This is a genomic window from Sediminibacterium sp. TEGAF015, assembly GCF_025997995.1.
Taxonomy (GTDB): domain Bacteria; phylum Bacteroidota; class Bacteroidia; order Chitinophagales; family Chitinophagaceae; genus Sediminibacterium.
Genome location: NZ_AP026683.1, coordinates 2,064,273 through 2,082,453 on the forward strand (window position 1 = coordinate 2,064,273; position 18,181 = coordinate 2,082,453).

The 18,181-nt window shown below is 40.4% G+C and carries 17 protein-coding genes; 8 read left to right on the forward strand and 9 right to left on the reverse strand.

What is annotated here, in order from left to right:
* Positions 1-5: 5 nt before the first annotated feature.
* The 4 genes from TEGAF0_RS09380 to pheS all read right to left on the reverse strand — a co-directional run bounded on the left by TEGAF0_RS09380 (position 6) and on the right by pheS (position 3,656).
* Positions 6-941, reverse strand: coding sequence for a Brp/Blh family beta-carotene 15,15'-dioxygenase (locus TEGAF0_RS09380; RefSeq protein ID WP_264897914.1), 936 nt, complete (start codon positions 939-941; stop codon positions 6-8).
* 8 nt (positions 942-949) lie between these two features.
* Positions 950-1,693: a DNA repair protein RecO gene (gene recO / locus TEGAF0_RS09385; protein ID WP_264897915.1), complete on the reverse strand. Its 744-nt coding sequence runs from the start codon at positions 1,691-1,693 to the stop codon at positions 950-952.
* Positions 1,694-1,702: 9 nt separating this feature from the next.
* Positions 1,703-2,497 (reverse strand): acyl-CoA desaturase, encoded by a 795-nt coding sequence (locus tag TEGAF0_RS09390; RefSeq protein ID WP_264897916.1) that lies wholly within the window; start codon positions 2,495-2,497, stop codon positions 1,703-1,705.
* 109 nt (positions 2,498-2,606) lie between these two features.
* The gene (gene pheS / locus TEGAF0_RS09395) at positions 2,607-3,656 is read right to left on the reverse strand and encodes a phenylalanine--tRNA ligase subunit alpha (protein WP_264897917.1); all 1,050 of its coding nucleotides are present in this window, start codon (positions 3,654-3,656) and stop codon (positions 2,607-2,609) included.
* A gap of 48 nt (positions 3,657-3,704) precedes the next feature.
* On the opposite strand from pheS, the gene TEGAF0_RS09400 reads away from it, so the two are divergent.
* Together TEGAF0_RS09400 and murA are read left to right on the forward strand one after the other, a co-directional pair.
* On the forward strand, positions 3,705-4,466 hold the full coding sequence (locus TEGAF0_RS09400) for a DUF4290 domain-containing protein (RefSeq protein WP_264897918.1): 762 nt from the start codon (positions 3,705-3,707) through the stop codon (positions 4,464-4,466).
* Between the two features lie 6 nt (positions 4,467-4,472).
* Positions 4,473-5,780 (forward strand): UDP-N-acetylglucosamine 1-carboxyvinyltransferase, encoded by a 1,308-nt coding sequence (gene murA / locus TEGAF0_RS09405; protein ID WP_264897919.1) that lies wholly within the window; start codon positions 4,473-4,475, stop codon positions 5,778-5,780.
* Positions 5,781-5,914: 134 nt separating this feature from the next.
* Here murA and TEGAF0_RS09410 read toward each other — a convergent pair whose 3' ends face one another.
* A complete protein-coding gene (locus tag TEGAF0_RS09410; protein WP_264897920.1) occupies positions 5,915-9,115 on the reverse strand; it encodes a S41 family peptidase in 3,201 nt (1,066 codons plus the stop codon).
* A 94-nt stretch (positions 9,116-9,209) separates the two neighbouring features.
* Between TEGAF0_RS09410 and pxpB the strand changes: the two genes are divergently transcribed.
* Genes pxpB through TEGAF0_RS09430 form a run of 4 tightly spaced genes read left to right on the forward strand, consistent with a single transcriptional unit; the run spans position 9,210 to position 12,869 of the window.
* Positions 9,210-9,926, forward strand: coding sequence for a 5-oxoprolinase subunit PxpB (gene pxpB / locus TEGAF0_RS09415; protein ID WP_264897921.1), 717 nt, complete (start codon positions 9,210-9,212; stop codon positions 9,924-9,926).
* A complete protein-coding gene (locus TEGAF0_RS09420; RefSeq protein ID WP_264897922.1) occupies positions 9,923-10,903 on the forward strand; it encodes a 5-oxoprolinase subunit C family protein in 981 nt (326 codons plus the stop codon). Before pxpB ends, TEGAF0_RS09420 begins: the two co-directional genes overlap by 4 nt.
* The gene (locus TEGAF0_RS09425; RefSeq protein WP_264897923.1) at positions 10,863-11,624 is read left to right on the forward strand and encodes a 5-oxoprolinase subunit PxpA; all 762 of its coding nucleotides are present in this window, start codon (positions 10,863-10,865) and stop codon (positions 11,622-11,624) included. The genes TEGAF0_RS09420 and TEGAF0_RS09425 overlap by 41 nt, the downstream gene beginning before the upstream one ends.
* Before the next feature lie 45 nt (positions 11,625-11,669).
* Entirely contained in the window at positions 11,670-12,869 is a 1,200-nt protein-coding gene (locus TEGAF0_RS09430) for an NRAMP family divalent metal transporter (RefSeq protein WP_264897924.1), read from the forward strand.
* A 33-nt stretch (positions 12,870-12,902) separates the two neighbouring features.
* Here the strand turns inward: TEGAF0_RS09430 and mnmH are convergent, their stop codons facing one another.
* Entirely contained in the window at positions 12,903-13,991 is a 1,089-nt protein-coding gene (mnmH, locus tag TEGAF0_RS09435; protein WP_264897925.1) for a tRNA 2-selenouridine(34) synthase MnmH, read from the reverse strand.
* Between mnmH and TEGAF0_RS09440 the strand changes: the two genes are divergently transcribed.
* Complete coding sequence (locus TEGAF0_RS09440; protein WP_264897926.1) at positions 13,990-14,481, forward strand: SixA phosphatase family protein; 492 nt, start codon at positions 13,990-13,992, stop codon at positions 14,479-14,481. The genes mnmH and TEGAF0_RS09440 overlap by 2 nt on opposite strands.
* Here TEGAF0_RS09440 and TEGAF0_RS09445 read toward each other — a convergent pair.
* Together TEGAF0_RS09445 and TEGAF0_RS09450 are read right to left on the reverse strand one after the other, a co-directional pair.
* Positions 14,468-15,367, reverse strand: coding sequence for a DMT family transporter (locus TEGAF0_RS09445; protein ID WP_264897927.1), 900 nt, complete (start codon positions 15,365-15,367; stop codon positions 14,468-14,470). The two genes, TEGAF0_RS09440 and TEGAF0_RS09445, sit on opposite strands and share 14 nt — an antisense overlap.
* A complete protein-coding gene (locus TEGAF0_RS09450; RefSeq protein ID WP_264897928.1) occupies positions 15,364-16,461 on the reverse strand; it encodes a glycosyltransferase in 1,098 nt (365 codons plus the stop codon). The genes TEGAF0_RS09445 and TEGAF0_RS09450 overlap by 4 nt, the downstream gene beginning before the upstream one ends.
* A 171-nt stretch (positions 16,462-16,632) precedes the next feature.
* Between TEGAF0_RS09450 and TEGAF0_RS09455 the strand changes: the two genes are divergently transcribed.
* Positions 16,633-16,872: a hypothetical protein gene (locus tag TEGAF0_RS09455; protein ID WP_264897929.1), complete on the forward strand. Its 240-nt coding sequence runs from the start codon at positions 16,633-16,635 to the stop codon at positions 16,870-16,872.
* Between the two features lie 4 nt (positions 16,873-16,876).
* On the opposite strand, the gene TEGAF0_RS09460 is transcribed toward TEGAF0_RS09455, so the two are convergent.
* Positions 16,877-18,136, reverse strand: coding sequence for a pyridoxal phosphate-dependent aminotransferase (locus tag TEGAF0_RS09460; RefSeq protein ID WP_264897930.1), 1,260 nt, complete (start codon positions 18,134-18,136; stop codon positions 16,877-16,879).
* Between the last annotated feature and the right edge of the window lie 45 nt (positions 18,137-18,181).

Below are 18,181 nucleotides of genomic sequence, written 5' to 3' on the forward strand. Positions count from 1 at the left end.
CCTAACTATTTCTTACGCATCAACGCATACATATTACTCATGACATGCTGATGAGGCAGTGTTAAAACAGATACTCCTACAAATAGGCTTAACAGGTAATATTCAATATGATAATATTGTACAAATATAAAAGCAAGCAATACTAATCCTAAAATAGAAACCAGCGCCAGCGGTGCTGCTTTCTGAAACAATTGAATCCAAGTCATTGCTACTCCGCCGTCTTCCTTCATAAAAGATTTAATGCTAGCGAGAGAAATGACCGAATGCCATAGTCCAAAATAAATAGCAAAACTGATGGGGAAAGGGAGCAAGCGAGACATCATATAAATGAAACATAGCCTGGCCAAAACAATAAAAAGAGCGCTTTCTTTATCAGGTATCCAAATACAATAGACAATCAAAAAAACAACTAGAAACAAAATCCAAACCGCAATAAAATAGGGACTTTGAATTGATTTAATCACAAAAGCAATAAAGGGAGCAAACGAAGTAATGTCCTTTGCAAAAAGGGTTGCATTGTCTTTGTAAACAAATAAGAAAATGAGTAATAAAAGAATACCATATACAACTTGGAGCAATAGCAACTTGATCGATTTGCTAGGTATAGACAAATCCGTCTCACCAAAATGAAAAGCTGAAATTAATAAGAAGAAAACAAAAGAAATCACGGGAAAAAGTTTCCAAATGAAAATATACAATGCAATGGTAAACAGGTATTTCAAATGAAATTTCCAATGCGAGAAATTAGCGTGATTGGATTCTTGAATTTTCTGATCCACTAGATGATCCAAAGCGCCATGCGGAATGCCCACAAGTATAAGAATGGAACCCAAAAAAATCCATTGTACCACATCCGGAATAACATGAATCCATTGATGAATAACAATCAATAAAGTTGTAAAGAAAACAATGAAAAGAGATAATTTATTCTTAAAAGACATAAACGATTTTAAGCCAACACTTCTTGTAAAATAGCAAAGCTTTTCATTTGACCAAAGCCCGCAATATGCAAAGCTAGGTATTGCTGATAAGCTTCGAGCAATTGTCGGCGAATGTTTTTATTCAATGAAATATTTTCCAGCTCATTATAAAAATTCAGGCCTGCTATCATTGAAGTAATTTCTGCCAGTTGACCAGCTAAATAATAAGGATGCAAAGGTGTTTGCGAAACAAAAACACCTTCCTGCAAATCTAAAACCGGGGTTTCCGAAGAATAATTTCCTTGTAATTGAAACCCTAACTCTGCCGCTAAATGCAAAGTAAAGTATAGTGGTAGATTGCCCGTCAGCGTTGGATTTCCACGATCAAGTTGTTTAAGTGTGTCTTCAATTAAATAGTAGAGTTCCGGATTGGCTTCGGGTTGTTTTAGGCTATGTTGCAACAATTCCATTACATAGATGGCTACTGTATTCTTAACCACATTAAACAGTACCGACTCATATAAATATGCCCAGCGAAACTCTTTAATGAATTGCAATTGCTTTAGTTCGTTGTGGTATACCTGCAATTCCAGAATGGCTGCCGGATTAAAATAACTGGCTTTGCCTGCAGATGTTTTGCTGCTTTGGCGCACACCTTTTACCAGGTATTGTTGTATCCCAAACAATTCTGTGTAAATAGAAGTGATGATACTGGAATCGCCATATTTAATCGTTCGCAAAACCACTCCCCTTGTTGAATGCACCGTGCTCATGCATGCAATTTAGTGGGTTGTGGTTAATCCGGGTTCAGATGCGGTTATACTATCTTTTACTGGAGGCAAATGAATCGGGTTTAATTGGATAATTCCAACTGCATGAAAACCCCGCATAATTAAAAAAGTGAGATCAAACTCAAACCATTTTTTGGCAAAATTGGCATCGTCCTTTGCATAGTGATGATTGTTCTGGAAAAGTTCCCCCATTAATAAAATCCCCCAGGGTGAACTGTTTTTAGAATGATCTCCATTGTCAAAATTACTATAGCCATATTTGTGTCCGCACCAGTTTACAAGAGCGCCTTGAATTGGCCCCATCAGAAAATGAATGGGCAACAATAAAAACCACCAGGCATTGGGTGCAAATGCAATATAAAAACTGGTATACGCCGCCATAAAAACCAATCTGGTTAGTGGATGGTGTCCAAACTTATCCAATCGATCCCAAACCGGTAAATAGTCTTTCGTGAATTGTGGATCCGGTAATCTTTTACCAGTTAAAAAGCTTCTGAAAATGAGAATAGTACTCCGCATCATTTGATAGACATCTTTAAAAAAATGAGGTGAATGCGGATCTTCTTCGGTATCACTGTACGCGTGATGCATACGATGCATCACCCCATATGCTCTTGGCACTAAAAACGAAGAACCTTGCACAAACCAGGTACTGAGATAAAAAAAACGCTCCCAGTTTTTAGACAACTCATACATTTTATGAGAAGCAAAACGGTGCAGAAAAAATGAATGAAAAAATAAGGAGCCAAACCAATGGGCAAAGAAGAATACTAGAATAGCAAGCATGAATATCAGTAGGTTAGAAATTGAATATAACAATTCATTTAACTAAACCCTAATATTATCAAGAAGCCTTCTAAATTTTCAGCATCTCAGCAATAAACTGACTAAAACATTAAACAACACCGGTAAATTGTTTCAAGAAGCGAATATCGTTTTGAGAATACAAACGCAAATCGTTCACCTGGTACTTTAACTGTGTGATTCTTTCAACGCCCATACCAAAGGCAAACCCAGTGTATTTGTTAGCATCAATGCCAAAGTTTTCCAACACTTTAGGATGCACCATGCCACTACCTAAAATCTCTACCCATCCAGTGTGCTTACAAATATTACAACCCTTGCCTTCACAAATTAAACAGCTGATATCCATTTCTGCACTAGGCTCTGTGAAAGGGAAATAGCTGGGTCTGAAACGGACTTTTACGTCTTTGCCAAACATCTCTTGTACAAAGAAATAGAGGGTTTGTTTTAAATCGGCAAAGCTTACGTTCTCGTCAATATATAATCCCTCAACTTGATGAAAAAAGCAATGGGCACGGGCACTTACTGTTTCATTTCGATACACACGTCCCGGACAAATTACGCGTATTGGTGGCTTTTGATTTTCCATCACCCTCGCTTGCACACTACTGGTATGGGTTCTTAACAACCAGGTAGGGCCATTCCCATCTTCTGGTTTTTTAATATAAAAAGTATCCTGCATATCACGGGCAGGATGGTCTTCCGGTAAATTCATTGCACCGAAATTGTGCCAGTCGTCCTCAATCTCAGGGCCTTCTGCAACAGAGAATCCCAGTCTTTTGAATATGGACACCATTTCATTTCTTACCAGTGTTAATGGGTGTCTGCTACCTACTGTAACCGGATCGCCTGGCAAAGAAAAGTCCTGCGAATTGGAAACAGAAGCAGTTACTGCTCCTGCAAACTGATCTTGCAACTCCTGAAAACGTGCTTCAGTAAAAACTTTAAATTCATTCAAAATCTGGCCAAATTCCTTTTTTTGTTCGTTGGGAACATTACGCATTTCGCCCATGATGGCTTTTACCAAACCCTTGGTGCCCAACCATTTGATACGAAACTGTTCAACATCGTCAGCATTATTCGCGGCAAATGCAGCTATAGCTGCCTTGTATTCTTTTATTTGTTGCAAGAGAGATTCCATGGTGCGAAGATAAAAACTTATATTTGTTGCTGCATCAAGCAATTTTACATGGAATACAATACCTCCAGGAAACTCCTGGGAATGAAGGAGTACGGAAGACACGTACAGAAGATGGTGGACTACCTCCTCACAATTGAAGACAGAGAGAAAAGACAAAAACAGACACAAGCTGTTATTGAGCTCATGGGATTTTTAAACCCACACCTGAAGAATGTAGAAGACTTCAGACATAAATTATGGGATCATTTATTCTTCATCAGCAATTTTACGCTGGATGTAGACAGCCCCTATCCCATACCACAAAAAGAAACCTATAAGCTAAAACCCGATCCATTGCCTTATCCAAAGCGCAATCCTAGATACGCACATTTGGGCAAGAACCTGGAAGTAGTGATAGACAAGGCTTTGAAAGAAGAAGATCCGGAGAAAAAAGCAGGATTTGCCAACGCCATTGCTTATTATATGAAGTTGTCTTATAGTAACTGGCACAAAGAACTGGTTCACGATGATGCTATCCGTTCCGAGCTGGATCAAATTACTGGTGGACAATTAGAATTCAGCAATACACCTTATATCAAGCACCGCAATCAGCCTTTTGAACGCGATGATTATCCAGCCAGAAGCGGTGGCAGATGGAAGCAAAACTTTGGCGGAAGAAACAGAAACCAAGGTGGCGGCGGACAGCGCAACGATTCAAGAAACCAAGGCGGAAGTGGCAATCGCAACCAGGGCGGCGGTCAGCGCAACGATTCAAGAAACCAGGGTGGCGGCAATCGCAATCAGGGTGGTGGATTCAAGAAACGCTATTAATATTCCATGAGTAGTTTTGAAGTAATAGGTGGCAAGCAGTTAAAAGGCAGCATTCTTCCGCAAGGCGCTAAAAACGAAGCATTGCAAATTCTATCTGCGGTTGTATTAACCAAAGAGACTGTAACTATTTCCAATATTCCCGATATACTCGATGTGAATTTACTCATTGAGTTATTGCAGGAAATGGGGGTTGTAGTTTCCCGTATCAATCAAGACACTTATCAGTTTCAAGCCAATGATATACAGGTAGACTACCTGGCATCAGAAGATTTCAGAAAAAAAAGTGGCAGACTCAGAGGGAGTGTAATGCTGGCGGGGCCCTTATTAGCCCGTTTTAAGAAAGCCTACCTGCCCAAACCCGGTGGAGATAAAATTGGAAGAAGAAGATTAGATACCCATATCATCGGTTTTCAAAAATTAGGCGCCCATTATGCGTATGACGAAAACATTGGTTGTTTCACTTTAAGCACAACTGCCCTAAAAGGTTGCTATATGTTATTGGACGAACCTTCTGTAACAGGAACCGCCAATATAGTGATGGCCGCTGTTTTAGCAGAAGGCAAAACCACTATTTACAACGCAGCCTGTGAACCCTACTTGCAACAGTTGTGCAGCATGCTCAACCGAATGGGTGCAAAAATCAGTGGTATCGGTAGTAATCTATTGGTTATTGAGGGAGTAGAAACGCTGGGTGGCACAGAACACCGATTACTTCCGGACATGATTGAAATAGGCAGTTTTATTGGATTAGCTGCCATGACCAAAAGTGAAATCACTATTAAGAATGCAGGAGTACAACACTTAGGCATTATTCCGGAAAAATTTCAGCAATTAGGTATTCAGTTTGATATACAAGGAGATGATATTTACATTCCTTCTCAGGAATCATACACCATCCAAACTTTTATGGATGGTGGGATTTTAACTATTTCCGATCATCCTTGGCCTGGTTTTACACCCGACTTATTAAGCATTGTACTGGTAGTAGCAACGCAAGCTATCGGATCGGTTTTAATCCACCAGAAAATGTTTGAGAGCCGTTTGTTCTTTACCGACAAACTGATTGATATGGGCGCACAGATTATTTTGTGTGATCCTCACAGAGCCACCGTAATTGGACTCGGCAGAAGAAATACCTTAAGAGGTATTACCATGAGCAGCCCCGATATAAGAGCCGGACAGGCACTCTTGATAGCAGCACTTAGCGCAGAAGGTAAAAGCACCATTCAGAATATTGAACAGATAGACCGCGGCTATCAGTTTATTGATCAACGCTTACAAAGTTTGGGGGCAGAGATAACACGTAAAACTTAAGACAGTAAGATTTCAAAATTTAAATACAAGCTTGCTGTATTATATAATTTAAAAAGGCCTCGAAAATTTCGAGGCCTTTTTTCTGTACAAGTTTTATATAAATAAAAATTACTAAACTAAGTAAACACAATTACTTACTTAATCGTCTTCATCAATTCTTTCACTGCTACTTCTAATTGCTGGTCTACTCCTTTCTTCACTACTTCATATTCATTGTAAACCAAGAAGTCTGGATCGGTGGCAGCATTTTCTAAATACTTACCTGCATTGGTTTTTACCCCCACAGTGGGTGCACCCCATCGGATACCTGAATCCATCAAGCTTTCCCAGGCTGCGAAAGAACAAGTACCTGGCACTTGTGTGCCCACTAACTTATTTACGTTTAATTCTTGCACCATGAATGCATAGCAATGTCCATCACTGTAGTTAGCTTCATTCGCCAATGAAATACTGGGCTTGGTCCAACGGAAATTGGGTTCATAGCCGTTGCTTCTTACATCATTGGTATAATTCATGAATTGCTTGCCGCTCAAGAAAACAGCTAAGTCGGCAACTAAGTCGCCACCACCATTATTACGGGTATCTACCACTACACCTTTCTTTAAGAAATGTTTACCCATGATGTCTTCATAAGTAGATCTAAAGGTACCATCACTCATGCCAGGAATATGCACATAACCCAAAGCACCTCCACTCAACCGCTCTACTTCATCTGCATTTCTTTTTACCCAACGCTTGTACAAGAGGCCATTCTCTTCTCCAGTGCTGATAGCTTTTACCGTGATTTCTCTTTTAACGCCATTTTCAATTAAAGAAAGTAATACGGTTTTACCGGATTTTCTATTCAGGTATTGCGCCAGATCTTTATCAGCTGTCACCATTTCTCCATCAATCATTTCAATGATGGCGCCCGCTTTCACATTCAATCCCGCTCTATCCAATGGACCTCCTACAATCACTTCTTCAATTTTAACGCCATTACCAGTGTACGATGCATCATAAAACGCACCCAAAGAAGCGGTTGCATCGCCGTTAGAATTAAAGTTGCTAAATGAAGCTCCACTATGGCTCACATTCAATTCACCCAACAATTCACTTAGCATTTCACTGAATTCATAGTTATTGCCAATGAAAGGAAGGTATTTTTCATAATCGGCTTTATAACTATCCCAGTTAATGCCATGGAAGGTTTTGTTATAAAAAGTTTTCTTGGTTCTGCGCCACACATGTTCAAACATAGCTTCACGTTCTTCGCGCATATTCACCAGCATCTCACCGTTAATGCCTACTCTGTCTTGTTTGCTACTAGCCACATCTAACTTGGTTATACTTCCATCGCTGCTAATGAAAATATTCTTCTGATCTTTATCCCATACCATACTCGCTCCATTGGCATTCAAGGGCACCAACATTTTGGTTTCTTTGGTTCTTAAGTTGGTGGTCCACAAATTCATGCCTCTTTCAAAACGAGCTAGATAATACAATGTTTCACCGTCCTTGCTTACTAAGGCATCACCCATTCCTGAAGAATGAATAGTGGCCCTAACCCTGCGCTGTGTTAATCCCTCCCACTCTATTTCAACGGCTTCTACTGCAGCTGTTTTTTTCTTACTGGTATCTGCTTTGGCTTTTTGCTCTTCCATTTCTTTTACCAGCGTTAATTCTTCTTTGGTCAATTTAAATCGATCCATGGCAGCCTGTGTAAAGAACATCAAATAGGCATCGCTTTGTGCGCCTCCACTCATAGCGGCACCCCTTAATCCATCTCGATTACTTTGCCATAACATGGCTTTACCACCCATTACCCATTTTGGACGATAGTCATTGAATCCACTCTCTGTAATATTCATGATTTTCTTGCCGTCTACACTGGCTAAACCCACTTCACTCACTGCACTTCCTACCACTGCATAGTCAAACAACAACCACTTACTGTCTGGACTCCATTGAAAGTATTGGTCGTTTTCTGTCCAGGCAAAAATTTGATCAGAGCCCAACACCGTTCTGCTTTGTTTAGTAGCAATATTGTAAATGCGCACATTGTTTCTATTTTCTACAAATGCAATTTCCTTGCCGTCAGGAGAATACAAGGGCTGTGTATTATCGTTGGCATTGTCCAATACAGGCGTTTCTTTAATTAAAGTGGCTGCATAAAAATAAGGCTCATCTGCTCTTACCTTACTGCTTTCAAAAATGCTCCATTTACCATTGCGTTCGGCTGTATAAATAATAGATTTCCCATCCGGTGAAAACCCAATTCCTAATTCCTGCGTAGGCGTTGCGGTGATTCTCTTGGTTACACCTCCTTCCACACTAGTTACAAACACATCGCCTCTATACAAGAATGCGACTTCTTTTCCATTGGGAGATACTACAATATTGCTTCCGCTAGTAACACGCATCACTTGCTCATCGTTCTTTCTGGCATCTGCTAAAATGTTGATGGATATTTTTTGCGGATTGGCACCTGCTTTCAGGGTGTACAATTCTCCATCGTAACTAAAACAAAGGGTTCCATCATTAGCACTGCTTAAATAACGCACCGGATGCTTTTTAAAAGAAGTCAGTTTTTCAGATTTTCCACCCGCTACCGGCATTTTATGTACATTGAAACTGCCGCTTTCTTCGCTTAAATAAATCAGTTCTTTTTCGCCATTGGCAAAAACCGGATTGCGGTCTTCTCCGTTAAAGCTGGTGAGTTTAGTATGCTTTTCGGCCTTGGCATCATAGATCCAGATATCACGGGTAATAGAAGAAGTATGGTGTTTTCTCCAGGCATTCTCTCCTCCCTTCTTATCGTGATAAATCATTTTGCTACCATCCTTACTGAATTTTACATCTTCTGCGGGTGTGGTTAACAATTGAACAGGTCTGCCACCATTTACACTTACACTATAGAGTTCAGGCATAGACCCAGTGGGGAACTGTCTATTGCTTGCCAAATCCATTCGGGCAGATCCAAAAATAATTCGTTGATTATCCGATGAAAAATCATAGGGATATTCTGCTGCAGAATGAAATGTAATTCGCTTGGCTTCTCCTCCGCTTACCGGAATGGTGAAAATATCAAAGTTGCCATAACGGTCACTGGCAAATGCAATGGTCTTTCCATCTTTGCTCCAAACAGGCATATAATCGTGTGCTTCGTGCAGGGTTAATGCAGTAGCATTTCCGCCCGTTACGGGCACCGTGTATAAATCTCCTTTATAGGTAAACACAACGGTTTTGCCATCCGGAGAAATACTGGAATAACGCAACCACTTAGGATTGGATTGCGCCTGCACCTGACCAGCCATTATGGCTGCAAGTGTAAACATTGACAATATTTTTTTCATACATTTTTTTGTTGATTGGAAAGATATAGAAGATGCCGATTAAATTAAAATCAAATCCATGAACGTCGCGACTTAAAATAAGTACCTTTAAACAGTGAGAAGTTCTGCGATACAGATATATGAATTGGGAGACCAGGCTCTTACCATTGAATGGTCTAGTACCATCAATGAAGCGGCGAACCAAAAAGTCATGCGAGCTTTTCGTTATTGGCAAAAAAATCCGATAGTAGGCGTTACCGATATAATTCCTGCTTATAGTAGCCTTACCCTTGTATACGATGCGGCCATCATTCAACAACAATCAAGAGGACTTTCTCCTACAACTTGGTTAAGTCAGCAAATCAATTCTGTGAATGGGTTGGAGGCAACTCCGCTGGAAGAAACAGCACCACTTATTGTTCCCGTCTGTTATGATCCCTCAATAGCGCCGGATCTGGAATTTGCAGCAGAATTTACAAACTGCTCTGTAGAAGAATTCATTCTAATACATTCCAGTAGAACCTATAAGGTTTATATGCTGGGATTCTTACCTGGCTTTGCTTATATGGCTTCAGTAGATAAAAAAATCAGATTACCTAGAAAAGAAACGCCTAGAAAATTAGTGGCTGCAGGAAGCGTGGGTATTGCTGGAGAACAAACCGGTATTTATCCGCTGGATGCCCCGGGTGGATGGCAATTAATTGGGAAAACACCAATATCATTATTTGATATCAGTAAGGAAGATCCTTGTTTTTTTAAACCAGGTGACCGGGTAAAATTTGAACCCATATCATTAGATGCATTTCATGATTTAAAAAATGAAAACACATGAGCATCGAAATTGTAAAAGCCGGATTATTCTGTACCATTCAGGATGGGGGCAGAAAAGGATTTCAGCACCTTGGTATCAATCCTGGCGGAGCAATGGATAAAGTTGCCATGCAAATAGCCAATTTGTTAATTCAGAACAGTTCTGAAGAAGCCCTGTTTGAATTTTTTTATCCTGCACCAGCATTTCAATTTAAACAGGCTGCATTTATTGCATTGAGTGGAGCAGATTTTGGTGCCACGATTGATAACACTCCTGTTCCAATTCATCAGCCCATTTATGTACCAGCCAATGCAACACTTCGCTTTAGCAAAAAAACAAAAGGGCATATAGGGTATCTGGCCATTCAAGGAGGATTGGCACTGAACGAATGGCTGAACAGCTTTAGCACCAATACACGCGTGATAGCGGGCGGGCTCGACGGAAGAAATCTAAAGAAGGGAGATTTGATTGCATTTAAAACTTCAAGCCCTTTTCCAAATGAAACAGAAGAGCTTCAGATCTTACCCTGGATAGCAGATACGAAAGGGTTATATCAGGTTGAAAGAATCCGGTATTTACCTGGCAGAGAATTTAGTTTATTGAATCAGGCTTCTCAGCAATTCATGACAAACGCCCAGTTTACGATTCATGCGGATAGTGACCGGATGGGCTATCGGTTTAAAGGACCCTTGCTGCGTTTAAAAAAACCAATGGAAATCATTTCTTCCGGTGTTACCAATGGAACCCTGCAACTCTTACCCAGCGGCCAATGCATTGTTTTACTGGCCGATCATCAAACAACAGGGGGGTACCCAAGAATAGGTCATATCATACAGGCAGACATCCCCAGTTTGGTGCAACAAGCGCCCGGAACAACCATTCAAATGGTTCCTGTAAATATGGAAACAGCTGAAAAAATAAATAAACAACAACTACAATATTTGCAGCAATTAAAGAATGCCTGTACCTTACAACTGCATGCTTACCATCGATATTAATTGTGATTTAGGGGAAGGGTTTCCCAACGATACCTTGCTGATGCCTTTTATCAGCAGCGCCAATATTGCCTGCGGATTTCATGCAGGCGATACTGATACCATCAAGCGGACCATAGAAAATTGTATAAAAAACAAAGTGGCCATTGGAGCACATCCGGGATTTAACGACCGGGCTAATTTTGGCAGAACAGAAATGGTGCTTTCAGATTGCGAATTATATGACCTAGTAGCAGAACAAATTGAGCTGGTGCAAAATATTTGTACAGAGATGGGCGCCATACTGCATCATGTAAAACCACACGGGGCTATGTACAATATGGCCGCCCGTGATACTACTATGAGTTATATTATTGCTGGTGTAATAAAAGAGATCAATCCTTCTTTGATATTGTATGGACTTAGTAATAGCTTTTTAATTTCAGAGGCAGAAGCCCTTGGATTAACAACCGCATCGGAAGTTTTTGCGGACCGTACTTATACGCCCGAGGGAATGCTGACACCCAGAACAGACCCTAAAGCATTATTGCATTCAACTGAAGCTTCTTTGCAACAAGTATTACAAATGATTACCCAACAAAACGTATGGGCTACTGATGGTACACTTGTTCCGATTAAAGCGGAAACCATTTGTATTCATGGCGACGGAGATCATGCGCTTTCATTTGCTAAAGCTATTTGTAAAGCCATGAAAGAAAATGATATTTTGATCAGAACTACTTAACAAAGTGATACAGTAATAAAATTGACTGAACCATTAACTAGTAAAATGCAAAATGTAAAACAGACCACCCACAAAAGTTCTGCGCGGTCAGCCATATTGGGCGCCGCTTTTTTAATGGCTACTTCTGCTATTGGTCCTGGATTTCTTACACAGACTGCGGTGTTTACTCAATCCCTTGCTGCCAGTTTTGGCTTCGTGATTTTGATTTCTGTTTTGCTGGATATAGGCGCCCAGATGAATATCTGGAGAGTGATTGCTGTGACGGAAAAAAGAGCGCAAATTATTGCCAACGAGTTATTACCAGGTATGGGGTATTTGTTGAGTACATTAGTTGTGGTTGGGGGGCTTGCATTTAATATTGGAAATATTGGTGGAAGTGGATTGGGACTGGAGGTAATGACAGGCCTTGATCCCGCATATGGCTGTGTGATCAGTTGTATTGTAGCGTTAATTATATTCTGGTACAAGGAAGCGGGCAAAGCCATTGATGGTTTTACCAAAGTATTGGGTTTGCTAATGATTGGGCTGACTTGTTATATTGTGTGGAAAGCAAGCCCACCTATGGGAGCTGCCTTACACAGAACCTTGATTCCGGAAAATTTATCGGCTACCGCCATTGTTACATTGGTAGGTGGAACCGTAGGCGGGTATATCAGTTTTGCAGGCGGTCATCGTTTGCTGGATGCTGGTATTAAAGGGGAAGCACAACTACCTTCAGTAAACAGAAGTGCCGTATCCGGTATTTTAATTACCTCTGTCATGCGCTTCCTTTTATTCCTGTGTGTGTTAGGGGTAATGTTCATGGGACTTCCCATTGATGCGCAAAACCCTGCAGCATCTGTATTTCAACAGGCAGCAGGCAATATCGGTTATCGGTTTTTCGGAGTAGTGATGTGGTCTGCGGCTATTACTTCTGTGGTGGGCGCGGCATATACATCTGTTTCCTTTATTAAAACTTTTCACCCATGGCTAGAAAAAAATGAGAAAGCAATCATTAGTGCTTTTATCATTTTCAGTACCACGATTTATTTGTTTATTGGCAACCCCGTAAAAATACTGGTAACCGTTGGTGCATTAAATGGATTAATCCTCCCGATTGCATTGGCCATTATTTTATTGGCTGCTTATAAAAAAAGATTGGTCAACAATTACCAGCATCCGCTCTGGTTAACCATCACAGGCTGGATGGTGGTTACGGCCATGACCATTATGAGCGGACTTACCATTTACAAATGGCTGAACTAATTAAACTTTCAATCAATAATTATCTACCTGAATCTACACGACCTGTAGTAGTCGAATAGCATTGCCCACAGGATCTACTTTGGGGCATTCAATTTTGTGAATCAATTCCTGTGGATTTTCCCTTCTGAGTGATCCTGCATGATACCCCTTATCATAGTATTTCAACAAAATGGAAAAGCAACCAGCAATATCATCTTCTATTAAACAGTTGATGGCTGTTTTGGTTTCTAATCCTCCCAATCGCTTCTTAATTCTGATAACCGCATTTACCAAAAATTCCTTGCTGAATTTTCCATAGCCCTCAATAATATATTGCAACCTTTCTTCAAAAGGAATTTCTAAGAAGCAAACTTTCTTATTGCGCATTTGCTTAAATAAAACCGTGGGAATATTTACATCCCCAATCCGTTGGCTTTCGTCTTCCATCCAAATAAAAGGATTTGATGCCGTAACCTTAAAAGACTGCTCCTGTAAAGCTTCTGCCAATCGATTTTCAAACATTTCCTGGCTAGGTTGTGGTGGTTGTCCGAGGTTGCCAAATGCCGAACCTTTGTGATGCGCCAATCCCTCCAGATCAATGATGGCTGCTCCTCTGCGCTGTAGCTCCTGCAGAACTTCTGTTTTACCTGAACCCGTATACCCACCAACGATTTGAATGGGAAAGTCTTTTACAAATTGTCGCAAAACCCAGTTCCGGTAAACTTTGTACCCTCCAACTAAAGTGTATACTTTAAATCCATACAGATCTAAGAGCCAAGCCACGCCAGCACTTCTCATCCCCCCTCTCCAACAATGGACCAATACGGTTTTACTCTCCGAATCAGCAGTAATTTTTTCTACTGCTTCCACCATCTTAACCATTTTGGTACCAAAATATTTAAGCCCAATTTTGATGGCTTTTTGTTTGCTTTCCTGTTTATAGGCCGTGCCTACTATTTTCCTTTCCTCATTATTGAATAAGGGCAAACTATGGGCACCCGGAATATGAGCATGTGCAAATTCACCCTCGCTTCTTACATCAAATACAGGGAACTGTTTGCAGAGCGGTATAAATTCTTCTATGGTTAATTTGGTGATGGCCACACGCAAATGTACAATTGAAATGGAGTAACTTTTCGGCATGAAAGAATTATTACTGGTAAGACACGCCAAAAGCAGCTGGGCCAATCCTGGGCAGGATGATTTTGATAGGCCCCTGAATGAGCGAGGACAAAAAGATGCGCCCATGATGGCACAGAGACTCATTCAAAGAGGGGTAAGCATCAATGGAATCATTACCAGTACTGCCTTGCGGGCCATTACAACAGCAAGATTTTTTGCAATTGAAAATTCAATAGCAGAAAAAGACATAATAAAGCATGAGTTCCTTTATCATGCGCCCCCTGAAAGATTTGTAAAAGCCATCCTGCAAATTCCCGATACCATTACAACGGCTGCCATTTTTGCCCACAACCCTGGCATTACCGATTTTGTAAACCAGCTGTCTGAGGCCCGCATAGATGATATGCCCACTTGTTGTGTATTTGCTATTAAAATCAATACGGATTCCTGGAAAGACTTTTCAAAAGCAAAAAAAGAATTTTGGTTTGCTGATTGGCCTAAGCGCTTGTAACAGTGGGCTTCTTGTTAACCAGGTAAACCCCAGTAAAAATTAAAACAGCTGCAATTAATTTATACACGGTGAAAAATTCCCCTGCAAAAATCATGGCAAATATGGCGGCAAAAACGGGTTGTGTATAGATGAATGCACCGGTGGCCGAAGATCCAATCAGGGCAATGCTTTTTACCGTTAATAAATACGCTACAAAAGTGGCAAAAACAGCCACATAGCCCAATACCAGCCAATGACTGATGTCAAAATTAGACCAGGAGGCTTCCAGCATATACGGAAATCCAATGGGTAGTATTCCGAATGCGCCAATGGTAAAAATCCATCGCAACACCTGTATGCCAGAATATTTTGCCATTAGTGGTCTTACCAAAACCAGGTAGAACGCATAAGAAATAGCATTAATCAAAACCAGGATATCGCCCAATACCATATTACTTGCAACGGCTCCCGTATGGTCTTTCATCAGCACCAATATACTGGCGCCTCCAATCCCACAGGCCAAACCCAGCCCCTTCAAAAGGGTAAATTTTTCTTTCAATAAAAAAGCAGCGATGATGGTAATGAAAATGGGTGAGCCCAACGATAACAGAGAACTATGTATCACGGTTGTAAGTGAAACACCTTTGATAAAAAAGAGTTGATTAATCACGATTCCTGTTAGTGCACAAATAGCAAATCGAGGAAGATCTTTTTTATCAAATTTTACTTTCCCTGGTTTAAAGAGAAACAAAATCCAGAATAAAGTAAGCGTAACGGCTACCCGTACAAAATTCAATGCAAAGGGATGAATATACTGCGGTGTAATGTATTTCACTGCCGTATAACTACTTCCAAAAATCAGGTTGGCTCCTAATGCTGCTGAAAAAGCTTTGTAGGGTTTGCTCATTTTGACAAATGTAGCAATAATGTACGCAGTTGTTCCAAGTCGAACGGATCAATATTCATTTTGCTAAATGTAAATGATTGTGCTTGTGTATAAGCATCCTGCAAATTAAACTCAGACTGATCAATGCGTAACAGTCTTTTGTTTTGCATTAATAAACGACTCAGGTATTCTTGTTCTGTTTGACCCGGCGTAGGAACAACAATTAATTTTTTATCAATGGAAATCAACTCCATTAATGAAGTATAGCCCCCTCTGCTGATAATATAATCGGCTTGTTGTAATTCGTTAGCCAATTCTATCGTATCAAGGTGATTAAAGACAGTTACATGCGAAGGCACTTCTATACCTGCAGTTTCTGCTGGCAGTCCCCTCACAAGCAATACGGGCTTGGTAAAGGTTTCCAGGTCTTTTAATATTTTTCTTTCCAACATGGTGCGCTGTGGTTCAGGACCAGATAAAACAGCAGCAAAACTATATTTGGTAGGACAGGTTACCCGATGAAAACGGGTGAGCAGTTTCATATAGTGGACAGGAATAGGAGGTAGTTTAGCGGGGTGAGAAAGTTCGCCTGCCAATCCAGGTGCTGCTGCCATATCGGGTACCCAGCAAGCGCTAAACTTTTTAATGAATAAATAATTTACCCATTGAATGATATTTTGCACCCAGCGATAGGGTGCTTTAATAATGAGCTGATGCGTTATAAAAATAGAGGGGATAGTTGGATGATGTACGCCATATCGGTTATCTGAAATGATCAAATCTATATTGTATTCTTTCGCAATGGATTGTACCCATGCTTCCTCTCTCTTGATGGTTTTATAAATCCGGGGCATTTGTAAAAGCAGCTTAAACAAAAGTAGTAGTCTGGACTTGGCATAATGAACCCGGTAACCCGTTAAGGGAAGAATGGTTAAATGGGGAAATTCTTTCAACAAGAGTGCGGCCTGGTGTCCTTCGGCAGCTACCAAAACTTTGCAATTCAACTGCTGAAAGGCTTTAATAATCGGTATACAACGGGTTGCGTGTCCTAAACCCCAGTCTAAAGGTGCAATCAGTACGGTGGAAATGTTAAATTGATTACGCAAGTTGGCCATGATTAATAATGTAAAATGATTTTATTATTTTAGTTGAACATATGAAAAGCAGAACAAACCAAATGATATTTTTACTGTTAGTTATGATGTTGGCGACTACGTCTTGTGGGATTTTTCAAAAATCGAACAAATCTACTTTTTGTGCTTGCCCAAAACACTAATTCGTAAATCATGAGCAGAGATTTGTTGGTTCTTACCAATCAAGCTTATTTATCTGCAGAGCAAACTGCAGCTATTGTAGCGGGATTGAACAAAGTACTGGGCCCGGTAGAAAACTGGGGAGCATTTTGTGTAGCCAACGAAATCATCGACATCAACAGACATAAAATCATCACCAAAACGCATTTAGTGAAACAAATATTACAGGACAAGCCAAATAAACCTTTCCTATTTATTTGTAATAAAAACTAAGCTTCTAAGAAAGCTTTTCCAGCGCGGCACCTAATTGAGCAAGTACGGTAGGTATATCTTGCTTTCTGCAAGTGCCCACACTCAAACGATACCAGCTACTATTGGCTCCGGCTCCAAATGCAGAGAATGGAACGATGGCAATTTTGGCTTCACTCAAAATATACTGGGTTACATCAGACTGGGTAGCCAATACTGTACCATCAGCCGTTTTGCTTCCCACCAAATCAATCTGTATGGTTAAATAGATAGCAGCTTGTGGTGCAATAGCGTCTACTTTAAAGCCCTTTTGCTTTAAGGCAATAATTCCTTCATAGATATTTTGTAAACGGAATGCAATTTCAGATTTAAAATGCGTTAAGTAAGTGCTTATCGCTTCTTTCATTGGAAGGTATTTGGCAACTGCATGCTGCTCAGCCATAGGTGCCCATGCACCTAAATGACTTAAGATTGCCTTCATTTTAGCAATTACATTTTCCGGACCCAATGCCCAACCTACTCTAACACCCGTTGCAGAAAACACTTTGGAAATACCATCAATGAAAATGGTATAGGGTTTCATCGCCGGATTCAAGGTAAGTGGATTGTAATGAACGGTATCTCCATACGTTAGTGTCCAGTACATCTGATCGAACATCAGGTAGAGCTTTTTCTCTTCAGGTCCACGTCTGGCATTCTCTTCCAAGATTAATTCGCAGATTTCTGCCAGTGCATGCTTGCCTAAAGTAGTGCCAGTTGGGTTTTGTGGGGTACACAAACAAATTAAGCTGGCGCCTTTAATATGAGGCTTCAAATCTTCAACAGTTGGCATGAAATCATTCTCAGGCAAACAGCTCACTTCGCAATGTTGGCCTTCCGTTAAATGCACATAGTGGTTATTATTCCAGGAAGGAACACCATATACTACTTTGTCCCCTTTATCTACTATTACTTTAAACAATGCATAAATCAACGGACGACCACCGGATGCTACCTGAATTTCTGCAGGCGTAAAATGCAGCCCTTCCCAATCCTGAATAAACTGACTGATAGACTTTCTTAAATCAAGGATTCCCTCTGCCGCTGGGTAACTGGTCTTTTTTTGCTGGTAAGCTTCTATGATGAGTTGCTCTAATTCAACTGGAATAGGGAATTCGCTGGGATTGAAATCACCAATGGTGAAATTATAAATCGTTTCTCCATTGCGGATTCTTTCATTAATGGCGTTACCCAATTTTACAATTTCACTACCAATCAGTGTTTCTGCCAGATGACTCAGCTTGCTCATACAAAAATTTTGTGCAAGGTACGCATTTGAAAGTAACTTTAAGGC

Coding starts and splice junctions, on each gene's coding strand:
- TEGAF0_RS09380 (WP_264897914.1), bottom strand. CDS start 941: ATGTCTTTTAAGAATAAATTATCTCTTTTCATTGTTTTCTTTACAACT.
- recO (WP_264897915.1), bottom strand. CDS start 1,693: ATGAGCACGGTGCATTCAACAAGGGGAGTGGTTTTGCGAACGATTAAA.
- TEGAF0_RS09390 (WP_264897916.1), bottom strand. CDS start 2,497: ATGCTTGCTATTCTAGTATTCTTCTTTGCCCATTGGTTTGGCTCCTTA.
- pheS (WP_264897917.1), bottom strand. CDS start 3,656: ATGGAATCTCTCTTGCAACAAATAAAAGAATACAAGGCAGCTATAGCT.
- TEGAF0_RS09400 (WP_264897918.1), top strand. CDS start 3,705: ATGGAATACAATACCTCCAGGAAACTCCTGGGAATGAAGGAGTACGGA.
- murA (WP_264897919.1), top strand. CDS start 4,473: ATGAGTAGTTTTGAAGTAATAGGTGGCAAGCAGTTAAAAGGCAGCATT.
- TEGAF0_RS09410 (WP_264897920.1), bottom strand. CDS start 9,115: ATGAAAAAAATATTGTCAATGTTTACACTTGCAGCCATAATGGCTGGT.
- TEGAF0_RS09420 (WP_264897922.1), top strand. CDS start 9,923: ATGAGCATCGAAATTGTAAAAGCCGGATTATTCTGTACCATTCAGGAT.
- TEGAF0_RS09425 (WP_264897923.1), top strand. CDS start 10,863: ATGCCTGTACCTTACAACTGCATGCTTACCATCGATATTAATTGTGAT.
- TEGAF0_RS09430 (WP_264897924.1), top strand. CDS start 11,670: ATGCAAAATGTAAAACAGACCACCCACAAAAGTTCTGCGCGGTCAGCC.
- TEGAF0_RS09440 (WP_264897926.1), top strand. CDS start 13,990: ATGAAAGAATTATTACTGGTAAGACACGCCAAAAGCAGCTGGGCCAAT.
- mnmH (WP_264897925.1), bottom strand. CDS start 13,991: ATGCCGAAAAGTTACTCCATTTCAATTGTACATTTGCGTGTGGCCATC.
- TEGAF0_RS09445 (WP_264897927.1), bottom strand. CDS start 15,367: ATGAGCAAACCCTACAAAGCTTTTTCAGCAGCATTAGGAGCCAACCTG.
- TEGAF0_RS09450 (WP_264897928.1), bottom strand. CDS start 16,461: ATGGCCAACTTGCGTAATCAATTTAACATTTCCACCGTACTGATTGCA.
- TEGAF0_RS09455 (WP_264897929.1), top strand. CDS start 16,633: ATGAGCAGAGATTTGTTGGTTCTTACCAATCAAGCTTATTTATCTGCA.
- TEGAF0_RS09460 (WP_264897930.1), bottom strand. CDS start 18,136: ATGAGCAAGCTGAGTCATCTGGCAGAAACACTGATTGGTAGTGAAATT.